Below are 13,978 nucleotides of genomic sequence, written 5' to 3' on the forward strand. Positions count from 1 at the left end.
TCGTGATCTAGGTGTGCGGTAGCGACTGATTCAGCTCAGCCAATCGACTCAGATCTGCCATTCAACTAGGAATGTTCGGATCATGGTTGTGCAGCTGCAATCGCCTTGTTCAACTCCGCAGCGTCGCGAAGATACTGAATCGATTGCACCTGTCTGCCCTGAATCCGGATCCATGTGGCAGTACCAGGTCTACGAGGTAAAAAGGAAACCTCGGACGTGTCGCGGGCCAAGGCAATAGGGAACGGCAGTTTTCGCAGCTTGGGTAAGGCGAAGGCTTTAGTGATAAGTACCGGCATGGCGCTGATGTCTGACACATAAACTGCCTTCATTCGATCCAGGGTGTCCGTAGGAAGGACACTCAGGCAGGTGTTGACCCATTCACTGACAGTTTTTTCAGATACAAAAATTACCACATGGGTAGCGTCAGTGAGAGGCACAGCATGCTCGAACTGATCCTGCCAAGTGACAGGCGTGAGGGAGTCGCCCACTGACGCAGGCTGTGCGCTCGCCAGGGCGGCGCAAAGCGACATGCACATCAGAGCGCTCCTCAGCAGTTGCCGGGCCACGGTGCCGCGTCTGCCGCCGTTCGGGTGTGGTGTGTTCATCATGCTGAAGGCTCCTGGGGATTGTCCGCACTGGCACTCGGGCCCAGGGTGCCAAACTCCACTGGGCTGCGGGTGTAGAACACCTGCACCCCGCTGGCCTTGAGGTGATTGAACAGGCGCCGGTCTTCCACCTCCGACACGATCAGGGTCAGCTGAACGGGCTGGTCCCCAACATCGAACATGTTGATCGCATGGATGCGCCCCTGGTGGTCCAGGCCCTCCAAGGAACCGCTCAAGGTTGCTCCGCGAATTCCCAAGGACTGGGCCTGAGCCAGCAACCATTGCGCCAGGGGCTCGTGACCCTGGGTGCGATCCTGCTGGGTGTAGAAGGTGAGTTGATAGCCATGCATGGTGCGCTCCGCAATCTGGGGTTGATCCGATGTCATTGGGTGGCATCCGCGGTGGCCGTGGCCGACATGGCCTGCCCCGTGCTCTGTGCCACGGTCGGGCCGCGCACGTCCACTTCGGGTCTCACTGACATGCCCACACGCAGCAAGTCGCGCTGGGCTTGGTCGACGTCGATTTCGATGCGCACCGGCAGGCGTTGCACGATCTTGGTGAAATTGCCACTCGCATTGTGCGCAGGCAGCGGCGAGAAACTCACCCCGCTGGCCGGCGCCAGGCTGCTCACCCGCCCCGTGAACTGCACGCCGGGCAGCGCATCGACCTTCAGGCGCACCGCCTGCCCTGGGCGCATCTGGGCCAGCTGGGTTTCGCGGTAATTGGCAGTCACGTACACATCCTTGAGCGGAACCACGGCCAGCAAGGGCTTGCCGGGCTGCACATAGGCCCCAACGCGCACGCTGCGCTGGGCCACCACGCCGTCTACAGGCGCAGTGATGCGGGCATAGGACAGGTTCAATTCCGCCGCACGCAGGGCCGCCTGGGCCGATTGAACGCTGGCCTGAGCCTTCTCGACATCGGCCTGGATCACCGTGCTTTGCTGTTCCACGGCCAGCAGAGCCGCCGCGTCACGTTCGCGATGGGCCTGCTGGATACGGAACTGGGCATCAGCCTGTTGTTGCGCCTGCAAGGTGCCCGAGCCATCGCGTGCCATGTCGTTGAAACGAGCCCGATTGGCTTCCGCCAGGGTCAAGGCGGCGTCATCGGCCGACAAGGTGGCACGTGCCTGCTGACGCAGGCTTTCCTGGCGCAGCAACTGGGCTTTGAGGCTGTTCAGTGCGGCCTGGGCGCTGAGTACCTGGGCCTTGGCACTGTCGAGTGCCACGCGCAGGTCGCGCTCGTCGAGCACGGCCAGCAGGTCACCTGCCTTGACCGCCTGGTTGTCTTCCACCAGCACCTTGGACACGGTCCCTGCCAGCCGAGACGCCACCTGGGTGTAGTCGGCTTCCACATAGGCGTCATCGGTGGCCTGGGTGGGTGCATTGGCACCTTGTTGGTTGTAGAGGTAGGCGCCACCCGCCACCAGGGCGACCAGCACCGCAGCGCCTGCCAGGCGCACAGGAAGAGAGAAATTCATGGAGGTATGTCTTTCAAAAATAAGGCGTGTCGGTTCAATTCAAGAAGCCGCAGAGCGCTGAACCACTGGGGCGGAAATGTGCTGCAGTCGCAGTACCAGGGGGATCAACAGCAAGGCCAACAGGCCCAGCATCCGGTACACATCGGCCACGGCCAGCACCGAGGCGTGGTGAGCCAGTACCGGGCCCAGGGTCGAAGGGTCTGTCGCTGCCAGGTTCTGGCCCAGGTGGTGACCCAGGTCACCCATCAGGACCTCCGCATGGAAGCTGCTGCGCTCGCTCACTTCTCGTCCCACCACCACCGAGCCCACCAGCGAGCCGCAAGCCCGCAACGTGTTGACGATGCCGGCCACAAAAGGGCCCTCCATCGGCTGGACCACGCTGGTGCTGAGAAACAGCAGCGACACCACTGCCATGGGCTGACCCAGGGCCTGCAGCACTTGGGCGGTCATGAATTGCGGCACCATCCAGTCCACGTCCACCCGCGAACCCAGGCCACAGGCCACGGCGATCAGCACCAGGCCCAGTGCAAACACATGGCGGGCATCCACCCATTTCTGGTACAGCAGCAAGGCCACCAGCGGGCCCAGGATCAACTGCGGCAAGCCCACCACCAGCCCGAGAGGCAACTGCTGCTCTACCCTGAAGCCGTGTTGCACGCTGAGGTCCAACGAAGGCAGCGCCACACCCGATGCCATGGCCACCAGCAGCAGGAAGAACACCACGAAGCCCAGCCCCAGGTTGCGTCGGGCCAGCAATTGCAGCTTGATGAAGGGCCCAGGGTGAAACCATTCGCTGAGCAGGAACAAGGCCGTCAGCACGGCACCCGCCGCCAGCATGGACACGATCAGGGGCGAATGAAACCAGTCCAGGCGCTGACCTTGGTCCAGCCCGGCGGCCAGCAGGCTCAGCCCCGGGATGCCCAGCACCATGCCAGGCCAGTTGCCCTGCCGAAGTCGGGGCAGTGCGGGCGGCATTTTGGGGATGCCCCACATCACCAGACTCCAGGCCAGGGCGCCCAGGGGGATCAGGTGCCAGTAGGCCCAGCGCCAATCCTCGACCCGATCCACCCACAAGGAGGTGATCCACAGCGCCACGTTGGGGGCAAAGGTGGCCGTCAGGGCATACAAGGCCAGGCCATGCAGGCGGATGGGGGGCGGCAGGAAGCGCAGCGCTGCCATCATCAGCAGCGGAATCAAGGCCCCAGACAACAGGCCGTGCACATACCGCAAGGCGATCAGGGCCTCCAGGTTGTGCACCTCGGGCACCAGTGCCGCGAGCAGCAGCACCGCCGCCAGCATCCCGCCGTGAAACCGTCGCAGCGAGAACGTCACCGCAAACCAGGTGGCAAAGGGCATCACAGTCAGCTCACCGGCGGTGTATGCGGTGCTGATCCAGGAAGCTTCATCCAGCCCCCAACCCAGCGCACCGCGCACATCGGGCAAGGCCAGGCTCGGCACGCGTGCGTTCAGACCGGCCACCATGGCGGCCAGCAGAATGCCTGCCATGCCCGTGGCCAACCGGGCCCCGAACACCGGGGCCGCAGCAGCTGGGGGTGCTGGCGGTGGCGCAGATACAGGGCCCGCCAAAGCGGGGGTTGCCGCGCTCATCTCGGCACCTCTGCACTGGGGGTCATGCGCGTGGTGACTTGGGCGAGCTGTTCAGGACGCACCTCTGCCGCCCCTTGTCCCAGCGCACGGTACAAAGCCACCACAGCCAACCCCGAGGCCGTTTGGCTGTCCACCAGCGTGGCCTGGGCATTGAGCAAGGTGCGTTGCGCCACCAGCACCGTGGTGAATTCCGCGCTGCCTGCTTTCCAGGCATGGCGGGCGCTGTTCAGCGCTTCGGTGTTGAAGTGAACGGCTTGTGCCAGCTGCTCCTGGCGGGCTTGCTCGTTGGCACTGCTGTCCAGTGCTGACGCCACCTCGTGCCAGGCCTTCAGCACGGTCTGCCGCCAGTGCAGGGCTGCGCCACGCTGACGCGCATCGGTCAGGTCCAGGCTGCGCTTGAGGCGACCACCATCAAAAATGGGCAGGTGCACCACCGGGCCGACGCTGAACTGGCGCATGTCCCAGTTGGTCACCTCGCCCGAATGGGAGGTCAGCAGGCTCCAGCCGGCGTTCAGGCTGACTCGGGGGTAGAAATCGGCCTGGGCGGCACCCTTGTCGGCCGTGGCGGCTCGCAGCAGGGCTTCCGCCTGCAGGATGTCGGGGCGCTGGCGAACGAGGTCGCTGGGCACACCGACAGGCAGCTTGATCGGCGTGGGCACCGGGTGGGTGCTGCCCATGAGGCGCGTGTCCAGATCGTGTGGAGCCTGTCCCAGCAGCAGTGCCAGCTGGCTCAGCAGGGCATCCTGTTGTTGCTCCAGTTGCACGGTGCGGGCTTGAACGGTGGCCAGTTCAGCGCGAGCCGCTGCTGAATCAAATTGCGTGGCGACGCCATGGCGTTCGCGGCTCTCGGTCAGGCGCAGCAGCTCGGTGGCAATCGTCCGATGTTCGTTGATGAGGCGCTGTTGGGCCTGCACACCGCGCAGCAGCAGGTAGCTGCGAGCCACATCAGCCGCCAGCGTCACACGGGCCGCACTCAGCGCCCAGTGGGTAGCCGCCAGTTGGGCTCGGGCGGATTCGGTCAGGCGTTCATGGTGGCCCCAAAGGTCCAGCTCCCAGCTGGCCTGCAGGCCCCACTGCCATTGGTCGTAAGGCTTGGTCGGGACCCCCAGTTTGGCCAGCGGCGAGTCGGCGCTGAGACCGGCACGGGCATAGCCTGCGTCAAAGTTCAGCACTGGCAAGGCACTGGCTTGGGTCAGGCCCAGGCGGGCCTGGCTTTCTTGAATGCGCAGCAGCGCGGTCTGCAAGTCCAGATTGCCGCCCACGGCCTCGGCCTGCAGAGTTGTCAGCAGGGGGTCTTCAAACAAGGTCCACCATTGGGAGGGCGCGTTGTCCGCGCTCAACGAGAGGCCAGCGGCAGACCGGGCGGGGTTCAGCAGGCCGGAGTCTTGGGCCGATGCCTTGAAAGACCAGCTGGCGGCTTGGGGCTGTACGGCCGTGGTCAGGTTGAGTTCCGGTCCGGAGGCCAGCGTGGCACAACCTGTGAGCCCGACGAGACAAAGCGCCGCCAGGCTGGACAGCCGCAGCTCGGAAGGCCACAGGCCGTTGTGGGATGGGTGGGGTGTTGGTTTCATTGGCGCAATCGCTCCCTGCCAGCTCTGGCGCGTCAAGCGCCATGAAGTGCCGCTGTCCAGGCCTGGGTGAGGCCTGGTGGGCACAGAACACATGGGTCATGGCTTGGCCTGGCCGATGGGGCCAGGTCGCCTTGATCGAGGCCCGTGTGATCGGTCAACCGATGCACACCAGTCTCCTGTCAGGCGTTCAGGCCTGCAATGCGCCGATGATCAGTTGCACCAGTTCACCGCCTTCAGGCGTGGCCCAGGTACCGGCCAATTCGGCGATCAGCTGGTTGGTGGTGGTCAGCGTGGCACCCGCGCGTTCCATGCGGCGCAGCGAGATGTCGTCGGCCACCTGGGTGGGCGAGCCACCGGCGTCTGCCACCACTTGCACTTCGTAGCCCTGGCTCAGCAGGGTCAGCACCGGGTACACCGTGCACACGTCGTTGGTCACGCCGGCAACGACCAGCTTCTTGCGGCCCGTGGCCTGCACCGCTGCAGCAAAGTTGGCGTCGTCCATGGCGTTCACGATGCCCATGCGCTTGACGCGCTGCTCGAAGGCGGCGGGCAGGCTGGTCTGCAGTTCGCTGAGCAGCGGGCCCTGGGTGTACTCCTCCATGCTGGAGGTCAGCACGGCGGGGATCTTCAGGATGCGGGCGGTCTCTGCCAGCATGATGGCGTTGCGCTTCATGGCCTCGAACGAGATGGACTTGACCCAGCCCATGGTGCCGACCTGGTGGTCGATCATCAGCAGGGCGGTGTCTTCGGCGTTGAATTTCTTGAAAGTCATGATGAGGTTCCTTGATAGGGTTGTTGAACTCCGATTCAGCGGATGGATTTCTCGGATCACTCGCTGTGCTCGGTGCATGGACGCTATCTTCTGGCAATCTACTTTCGGGATAAAGATGGCAAAATGGATTTGAGTGCTTCAAAATTGCAGCAATAAAACATGGAACTGCTGAACGACATGGCGCTGTTTGTGGAGGTCGTAAAGGCGATGAGTTTTCGCCGTGCGGCCGATGCGATCGGGGTGCCCAATTCAACGCTGTCGCGCCGCGTCAGTGCGCTGGAAAAGGCCATTGGCCTGCGCCTGATGCACCGAACGACCCGCAGACTGGAACTGACCGAGGCCGGCCAGATTTACTTCGAGCGTTGCAAACGCATCGTGGACGAGGCCAAGCTGGCCCATGAGCAATTGGGTGAGTTGCTGGCCCAGCCCAGTGGCGTGCTGCGCGCGTCATTGCCGGTGGACTTTGCGACCAGCACACTGGCGCCGTTGATTGCAGAATTTGCGGCGATCTACCCGGGGATCCGTTTCGAATTTGATCTGACGCCGAGGCGCGTGGACTTGGTCAGCGAGCCGTTCGATGTGGCCATCCGCATGGGCGAATCGCAGGACTCGAACCTGATCGCCCGACTGTTGGCTCAGCTCCCCACTCACCTCTACGCTTCGCCAACCTACCTGGAACGTGCCGGCGAGCCCCAAGCACCCGCAGACCTGGTGAACCATGAATGTCTGGGCTTCAAGGCTGCCAAAGCCATGGTCTGGACGCTGACGCGCGAAGACTCCGGGGCCGTCGAAAGCGTGGAGGTCGGTGGGCGTTTTCAGCTCAACAGCGTGGGGATGCTGCGCCGCATGGCAACCCTTGATCTGGGCTTTGTGTTGTCGGTCGATGCGCTGGCGGCCCGAGATGTTCAGCAGGGCCGATTGGTCCGTGTTCTGCCGGCTTGGCAAGGCCCACCAGTGCCGGTCTACGCCATGACCGAAACCCGTTTGCTGCCTGCCAAGACACAGCGCTTCATTGAGTTTCTGCGGGAGCGCTTGCATCCCGGTTAAGTGTTTGATGGTGGCCAGTGCTGCTTGGCACTGATACGAAGACGCGTGACGGCCACCGCTCCTTCAAAAGTGATGCTCTAACCGGCGTCGCGATACGGCAAGGTGCAGATACTCGGCGCTGATCTGTCGTGATTGGCGCACCAGTCCTTGAACAAACGGCAAGCGGGCCTCTTCATAGCGTGCCAGCGCCAAGGCCGCGGGCTCCTGTGTCTGGCGGTCGGCCAGCGCTTGCGCCAACATGGCCGCATCTTCGACCCCCGTCACAAACCCTCGCCCGGTCATGGGTGAGACGACATGGGCTGCATCCCCGATGAGCGCTAATCGCCCTGAGGCAAGACGTTTAGGCATGTATTCTGCGATGGGCGCTCCGCTTAGCGCATCGAGGGATTGAACACCAGCACTGACTGCCTCAGCCCATGGATCAGGCCATTGCTCTGCGACGCGGCGCAGCAACTCGATTCGAATCAACGGGGTGATCTTGTGGCGACCGAGGGTGCCGACAATGAATCCATCCTCCGTCAGGCAGCCTGTACGGCGAAGCAAATCATCCTGGTGGGCGTCGAACCAGGCAAACGTGACTTGCCGCTGACCGGGTGCCAGTGATCCATCGCGGCCAGGCAAGACGGCTGCGACCAGACGATAGCCTTCGGCAAAGTCGATCCATAAGCCTCCTTGCGAAGGCCAAGCTACCGGTCGCGTAAGCATTCGCTCCTCAATCAGGCCTCGCCAGACCAAGTAGCCCGCATAACGGGCCAGCGGGTCTGCAGGCACTATGGCGCGACGAACCACACTGTTGTAACCATCGGCCCCGATCGCCACGTCAGCGAAGTGCTGTGCTCCGTTAGAGAGTTGGAGCTGCACCTGGTCGCCCAGATCGGTCACCGAACTCACGTTGGCTCCCTGCTGGAACGTGACGCCTGTCGCCTTTGATGCCCGTTCATGCAGCCAAGCGTACAGGGCAGGCCAAGTCGTCAAATGACGATCCCGATAGGCCGGAACCACTGGCAGTGCGGGTTGCTGTCGTGGATCGTGCCCAGTGGTGAGTGCGATGGCGGCTAGGTCCACACCGAGGCTATCGCCCCCTTGCACGCGGGCCTGCGAGCGTTCGATCACATGGACCGCCAAGCCGCGCGCAGAACAGGCAAGCGCGAGTGTCAAACCTGCTAAGGAGCCGCCGACGATGGCAATCGAGGTCTTTGAGTTGTTCATCAGAGATCACCCACCGACCAAGACGACAAGCTGACTGCCGCCTATGCCGATGGGTTGTGCCAGGCATTTAGACGATGCTGGCACCCAGGGCCGGGAACACATCAGTGAACAACAACGTGATCAACTGTTGGCCTGCCGGCGTAGACCAGTCTTGAGCGATTTCCGCCATGAGTGTGTTGGTCGCCGTCAGCACGACGCCCGCATCGTGCATGCGTTGACGCGAGAACTCCTCGGACAGATCGCTGGGTGAGCCCGAGGCATCCATCACGGCTTGCACATTGAAGCCTTCAACAGCGGCATCGATGGCCGGGAAGATCAAGCAAACGTCCGTGGTCACGCCTGCCATGATGAGGTTCTTGCGCCCCGTGGCCAGCACGGCATTGCGGAAGTCGGCATAGGCCCAGGCATTCACGACCCCAGGGCGCTTGACGCGCGCTTCGTATGCCTGCGGGAGGATCTCTGCGATCTCCGGCAGGATCGGGCCTTGGGCGTTTTCTTCCTGGCTGGAGGTGATCACGACCGGCATGTTCAAAATCTTCGCCATCTTGGCCAGTGCAATCGACTGTTTCGCAGCCAGATCCTTGTCGATGTTCTTGATCAGCTTCATCGTGCCGACTTGGTGGTCGATCAGCAGCAGTGCCGAGTTCTCGGCGGTGAATCGTTCGATTTTCATGATGATGTTTCCTTTCATTGATAAGAGCGGATGAATCACCCGCCAGTGTTTGCGTGGCTACCTTTACAGGTCCCCCATCTCGCCACGCTGGTATGCGGCAGTGGCCGCCATCAGGTTCTCCTGGCTCGCAAAAGCCATCGGCCCGTTTGAATAAATGGTTTGCTGCAAGGGCTCACCCATGAAGACGGCCACTTTGGCGCCCCCCGCCTTACCAACCAATCGGTGCGCGCTGGCGTCACTGACCATTGGCAGGATCGGTGCGCCCAGGTTTTCAAGACCAAAGGTCTCGCCATTGAGTTCGACGCTGCCGTGAACGGGCATGAAGAAGGCTTTTTGACCTGCTGGCACCGGCACTTCCAACTCGGCACCGGCTTCCAGGGTGATGTCCAACAGCGTCACCGGGGTCGGTGGCGTCAGGGGCGAAGACACTCCGTCAAAACTACCCAGGGGCACTCGGATACGGACGCCTGGGCGCTGCACGATGGGCACCTCTTGAGGGCTCAGGGTCAGTGCAAATGGAGGGGCAGTTTGCCGATCCTGAGGTAGGTTGATGAAGATCTGCAGCAGGTGCGTGGTCAGGCCCGTGACGGCCGGGTTTTCTTCATGAACCACCCCGCGCCCGGCTGCCAACCAATGCAGGCCACCCGGCTGAATCAAGGTCCGGTTGCCATTCGAGTCCCGATTGGCAATGCCCGTTTCCGAATCCAGAAAGAGGTAGGTGACGGCGGAGAAACCCGCATGAGGATGCGGGGGGAAAGTCGGCGCGCTCATCCAGGCATGGTCAATACCCATGAACGGGTCCAACAGCGACGGATCGGCACCGTGCAAACGGTAGGCGCTGAATTGGCTGCCCCGGTTGGCACGCTGCATGCGGGCGATGGTGGTCATGATGCAATTCCTCAGTCGGTCTGAACAGCTGCCAAGGTGGGGTAGTCGATATACCCCTTAGCAGTAGGCGGGGCAAAGAAGGTGCTGTGGTCCACTGTGTTGAGCGCAGCCCCCACGCGAAAACGTTCCGGCAGGTCTGGGTTGGCGAGGAAGGCGCTGCCAAACACGGTGGCATCCGCTTTGCCCTCCGACAGCGCCTGCTCTGCACTGTCCTGTGTCAACCCGCCACCCATCAAGTAGGCCCCGTCGAAACGTGGGCGCAACAGAGCGTGGTAATCAAACGCTGCATTGAAGAGCGCCACATGCAGGTAGGCGAGGCCTTTGCCGCGGATTTGGTCCACCAGGTAGGTGTAGGTCGCTTGAGGTGTGGCGTCGACGATGCTGTTGTAGTTCATCTCCGGGGAGATCTTGATGCCGACACGATCAGCTCCTGCCTCTGAAACCATCGCGTCGAGAACTTCCAACACAAAGCGAGCGCGGTTCTCGACGGAGCCGCCATAGGCATCCGTGCGTTGATTGCTGCCAGAGGACAGGAATTGCTCCGGCAGATAGCCCGAGGCGGTGTGAAGCTCGACGCCATCAAAACCTGCGTCGATGGCACGGCGCGTTGCCTGGCGGTATTCGTTGATCACGCCAGCGATTTCTGCGGTACTGAGTTCACGGGGGGTGACGAAATCCACCTGGCCGACCGGTGTCCAAGCCTTGCCAGCAGGTTGAATGGCCGACGGAGCCACCGGGGTTGCGTCATTCAGCAGCGAGGGATGGGACACACGTCCGCAGTGCATGACCTGCATGAAAATCCGGCCACCGCGGGCATGCACGGCCTCGGTCACCTTCTTCCAAGCTGCAACTTGCTCTGGCGTCTCGATGCCGGGCGTGTTGATGTACCCCTTGCCCATGGCGGACGGGAACACCCCTTCCGAGATGATCAAGCCGGCACTGGCGCGCTGGGCGTAGTAGGTCACAGTCAAATCACTGGGCACGCCCTGGGCATCGGAGCGTGAGCGTGTCATGGGCGCCATGACCAGGCGGTTCGGAGCGATGTAACGACCGATGCGGACGGGATCGAAGAGTGTAGACATGGTGAAAACTTCCTTGTTGAGTGCGATGGCGTCATCTTTGATTAACTTCCACTAGAGATAAAGTGGTCTGAATGGCATTGACTGATCCAAAAATGGCGCAATAAGACGCAGCCCATCCGGTCACGGAGGGCTGTGTGGGGCCTTTGTCAGCGGGGAAGGGCTTGGCGCTGGGGGGCGTGGGCCAGCGTGAAGATCTGGGCTGCTTATGACCCCGAGGCGAACCCCTGGTGCGGTGCCCTTGCCCGGGACTCGCCTACGTTCGCCAAGGCCTCACCCAGGATGAGGAAACTGTGACCCAGCCTTGGCGCTTCTCAAGCGGGATGGCAGGCCGCGGCCTGCTCATGTTGGTGAACAAAAAAGGCCTCGACTGAGGCATGGATCTCGTGGGCAGAATGCCTCGCATCGGGCACCACATCCCACTGGCTGGCCGCCCCGGCGCCAAGCAGCACCTGGTGCAGGTAGGCCGCGCGCCGCACTCGCGTCAGGCCCGTGTCGTTGACGCCCTCGACATACAAGGGGTGCCCTGGCGCGACTTGGATGTCCGTGTCCGTGTCGGCACCTCCAACCACCACCTGCACCGGCAGACCGTGCATGGCGGCACGGTCTACGCCTTGGCCAAACCGGGCCTGCACATCCTTCACCCCGACAAACCAGGGTCGCTGAGGATCCAGGCCATTGACCATGCCCGGTGCCCCGACGGACACCGCACTCAAGCGTGCGGCATGCAGGTACATGAAGCGGTGCGCAAACTGCCCGCCGCCAGAAAAGCCTGCCAGCCAGAATTTCTGCACCGGCAGCGCGAAGCGCCGCTGCATCTCGTCCACCATGGCCAGCAGCAGGAGGTCGTACCGTATGTCGCGGTACTTGAGAAACAGGTAGTTGTGCAGCTCCTCGTCGTCGGTGACGGCCATCGGGAACAAGGGGGCCAGCACCACGCAGTTGGTGGCATCGGCGAGCGGCGCAAACAGCTGCCTGGCCGCCTCGGGTGCGCGCTCCGAGCCATGCACCACCACCAGCAGGCGGAAGGTGTGGGCTGTGGCCGCCGTGTAGTGCGCGGGCACGTAGGCACAGTAAGAAAAGCGCCGATCAGCCTTGCAGGCCTGAAAGGCGAAATAGCCTGTCGGCTGGCCGATCTGGAACAGGGGTGGCGTCGGGCTCATTGCGGGGTGGCGCCAGAGCGCTTGACCAGGACGGCATGCTTGTCCAGTTCGCTGATCAAATACGCCCGCGCCTGCTCAGGTGTTGACATGACCGGGGTCAGGCCTTGCAAGGCAATGGCCTCTTTCACCGCGGGCTCGTCCATCGAGGCCTTCAGATCGCCGTAGTATTTTTGGACCAGCGCCGGTGGCAAGCCCTTGGGGCCCAGCAAGGCCAGCCAGGCATCGAAGTTGTAGCGTGGCAGGGTGTCCGACACGCTGGGCACATCCGGCAGCGCGGGCGACCGCTTGCTGGTCGTCAACCCCAGGGCGCGCAGCTTGCCGGCTTTCACAAACTGGGCCACCGAGGGCAAGGCCAGGTAGGCCATCTGAACCTGGCCGCTGACCAGATCCGCAATCAGGGTGCTGGCATCTTTGTAGGGAATGTGGGTGGTCTTGACGCCCGCCTCGCTGTCAAACAGCTCCCCCGCCAGGTGCAACACCGTGCCAATGCCCAGCGAACCATAGTTGTAGGTGCCGGGGGGCTTGGCCTTGATGTCGGCGATCAACTCCGGAACGGTTCTGGCACTCAGCGTGGGCGACGCCACCAGCACCAGTGGCACCACGCCGATGATGGTGATGGGGGTGAAACAGCCAATCGCGTCGTAAGGCAGGCTTTTGAACAGGCTGGGGTTGACCACGTGGTTGGAGGACACGATCTGCAAGGTGAACCCATCGGGCGTGGCCCGTGCCACCTGGGCCGAAGCCAGGGTGCCGCCGGCGCCGGGCAGGTTCTCGACCACCACCGGGTGGCCGCTGCGTTGGGCAAAAGGTGTCGACACTACGCGCATGTAGGCATCCATGGCTGAGCCCGCCGGGCCCGGTACCACAACGCGGATGGCCCGCTCGGATTGGGCCAGAACGGCCATGCTCATTGAGCCCAGCAAGACCGAGAGGGCACTGCGGCGGCACAGGGTGCGTGATGTCATGAAAGTCTCCAATTGATTTTAGTGTCGACACTTTCAGTTTATTTCACCCTGGGCAGGCCATGAAATGCGGGTAAACGAGATCAAGTGCCGACAGCATCGGCCCCCCCACAGCCCGACAATGGCGCCATGACCGAGCCCAGCGCCGCCGACGACATCACCGTCACCAAAATCTTCGACTCGATCCGAGACCGCATCCTGGCGGGCGATATCGCCCCGGGCCAGGTGATCAACTCGGTTGATATTGCGGGCCGTTTCGGAACCAGTCGCACGCCCGTGCGCGAGGCCTTGTTGCTGCTCAGCCGCTATGGCCTGGTGAGCATGGCGGCGCGCAGGCGCCCCCAGGTGACGCCGGTGTCGGCCAAGGCCATCCGCGAGCTGTATGCGTTGCGCGTTGCCTTGCATAGTCTGGTGGCGGAAGCCATCGTGGAGCAGGCCAGCGATGCGGCCTTGCAGGCCTTGCATCAACAGGCCTTCGAGTTGCTGCAGAACTTTGAGCACTGCAGCACCGAGGCCCACCTGCAGGCGGTGGAGCACTACCTGGGTGCTGAGGCGCAACTGGCCGGCAACCAGATCGTGCTGGACGTGTTGGACTCGCTGAAGTGGAAGATCAGCTGGTTTCGCCGACTGGGCTGCATGAGCCCGGCGCAACTGAAAGTCCTGTCACAGGACCGCCTTCGGGTGGCCGAAGCCTATCGCGATCGCGATGTCCGCCTGGCCGATGCCCTGAACCGCTCCATGCTGAAAAAGGCAGCCCTGTACTGCGAAGAGAATTTCATGGCGACTGCCAACGGCGTTATCCGTTGCCTATAGGACTGACCAATTGACGCTCAGGCCTTTTTTAGACCCGCGAAGAAATTCCGAGGAATACAGTGTTGATTTCCATGCAATCCGCCCTCCCAGTGGGTCACTTCCAGATGG

General features: G+C 62.7%; 14 protein-coding genes. 2 read left to right on the plus strand and 12 right to left on the minus strand.

Annotated elements, in window-relative coordinates; genetic code table 11:
• Positions 1-80 precede the first annotated feature (80 nt).
• The 6 genes from F624_RS0128485 to F624_RS0128510 form a co-directional block, all read right to left on the minus strand.
• A complete protein-coding gene (locus F624_RS0128485; RefSeq protein WP_019577792.1) occupies positions 81-608 on the minus strand; it encodes a hypothetical protein in 528 nt (175 codons plus the stop codon).
• Positions 605-955 (minus strand): DUF190 domain-containing protein, encoded by a 351-nt coding sequence (locus tag F624_RS0128490; protein WP_051107571.1) that lies wholly within the window; start codon positions 953-955, stop codon positions 605-607. The genes F624_RS0128485 and F624_RS0128490 overlap by 4 nt, the downstream gene beginning before the upstream one ends.
• A gap of 32 nt (positions 956-987) precedes the next feature.
• Complete coding sequence (locus F624_RS0128495) at positions 988-2,085, minus strand: HlyD family secretion protein (RefSeq protein WP_019577794.1); 1,098 nt, start codon at positions 2,083-2,085, stop codon at positions 988-990.
• Positions 2,086-2,124: 39 nt separating this feature from the next.
• Positions 2,125-3,591 carry an MFS transporter gene (locus F624_RS0128500; protein ID WP_031256595.1) on the minus strand — a complete coding sequence of 489 codons (1,467 nt, stop codon included), beginning with the start codon at positions 3,589-3,591 and terminating at the stop codon, positions 2,125-2,127.
• A 98-nt stretch (positions 3,592-3,689) separates the two neighbouring features.
• Positions 3,690-5,264 carry an efflux transporter outer membrane subunit gene (locus F624_RS32935; RefSeq protein WP_019577796.1) on the minus strand — a complete coding sequence of 525 codons (1,575 nt, stop codon included), beginning with the start codon at positions 5,262-5,264 and terminating at the stop codon, positions 3,690-3,692.
• 187 nt (positions 5,265-5,451) lie between these two features.
• The gene (locus tag F624_RS0128510) at positions 5,452-6,036 is read right to left on the minus strand and encodes an isochorismatase family protein (protein WP_019577797.1); all 585 of its coding nucleotides are present in this window, start codon (positions 6,034-6,036) and stop codon (positions 5,452-5,454) included.
• A gap of 159 nt (positions 6,037-6,195) precedes the next feature.
• On the opposite strand from F624_RS0128510, the gene F624_RS0128515 reads away from it, so the two are divergent.
• Complete coding sequence (locus F624_RS0128515) at positions 6,196-7,083, plus strand: LysR family transcriptional regulator (RefSeq protein ID WP_019577798.1); 888 nt, start codon at positions 6,196-6,198, stop codon at positions 7,081-7,083.
• Positions 7,084-7,146: 63 nt separating this feature from the next.
• Here F624_RS0128515 and F624_RS0128520 read toward each other — a convergent pair whose 3' ends face one another.
• From F624_RS0128520 to F624_RS0128545, 6 genes are all read right to left on the minus strand, one after another.
• On the minus strand, positions 7,147-8,292 hold the full coding sequence (locus F624_RS0128520) for an FAD-dependent monooxygenase (RefSeq protein WP_031256597.1): 1,146 nt from the start codon (positions 8,290-8,292) through the stop codon (positions 7,147-7,149).
• A 67-nt stretch (positions 8,293-8,359) separates the two neighbouring features.
• The gene (locus F624_RS0128525; RefSeq protein ID WP_031256598.1) at positions 8,360-8,965 is read right to left on the minus strand and encodes an isochorismatase family protein; all 606 of its coding nucleotides are present in this window, start codon (positions 8,963-8,965) and stop codon (positions 8,360-8,362) included.
• 63 nt (positions 8,966-9,028) lie between these two features.
• Positions 9,029-9,853, minus strand: coding sequence for a pirin family protein (locus tag F624_RS0128530; protein WP_019577801.1), 825 nt, complete (start codon positions 9,851-9,853; stop codon positions 9,029-9,031).
• An 11-nt stretch (positions 9,854-9,864) separates the two neighbouring features.
• Positions 9,865-10,935, minus strand: a complete 1,071-nt coding sequence (locus F624_RS0128535; RefSeq protein WP_019577802.1) for an alkene reductase — start codon at positions 10,933-10,935, stop codon at positions 9,865-9,867.
• A gap of 311 nt (positions 10,936-11,246) precedes the next feature.
• Positions 11,247-12,095, minus strand: a complete 849-nt coding sequence (locus tag F624_RS0128540; RefSeq protein ID WP_019577803.1) for an alpha/beta hydrolase family protein — start codon at positions 12,093-12,095, stop codon at positions 11,247-11,249.
• Positions 12,092-13,060 carry a Bug family tripartite tricarboxylate transporter substrate binding protein gene (locus tag F624_RS0128545; protein ID WP_031256601.1) on the minus strand — a complete coding sequence of 323 codons (969 nt, stop codon included), beginning with the start codon at positions 13,058-13,060 and terminating at the stop codon, positions 12,092-12,094. The genes F624_RS0128540 and F624_RS0128545 overlap by 4 nt, the downstream gene beginning before the upstream one ends.
• A 126-nt stretch (positions 13,061-13,186) precedes the next feature.
• On the opposite strand from F624_RS0128545, the gene F624_RS0128550 reads away from it, so the two are divergent.
• Positions 13,187-13,870: a GntR family transcriptional regulator gene (locus tag F624_RS0128550; protein ID WP_019577805.1), complete on the plus strand. Its 684-nt coding sequence runs from the start codon at positions 13,187-13,189 to the stop codon at positions 13,868-13,870.
• The last annotated feature ends 108 nt before the right edge of the window (positions 13,871-13,978 follow it).

Source organism: Curvibacter lanceolatus ATCC 14669, assembly GCF_000381265.1.
GTDB lineage: Bacteria > Pseudomonadota > Gammaproteobacteria > Burkholderiales > Burkholderiaceae_C > Curvibacter > Curvibacter lanceolatus.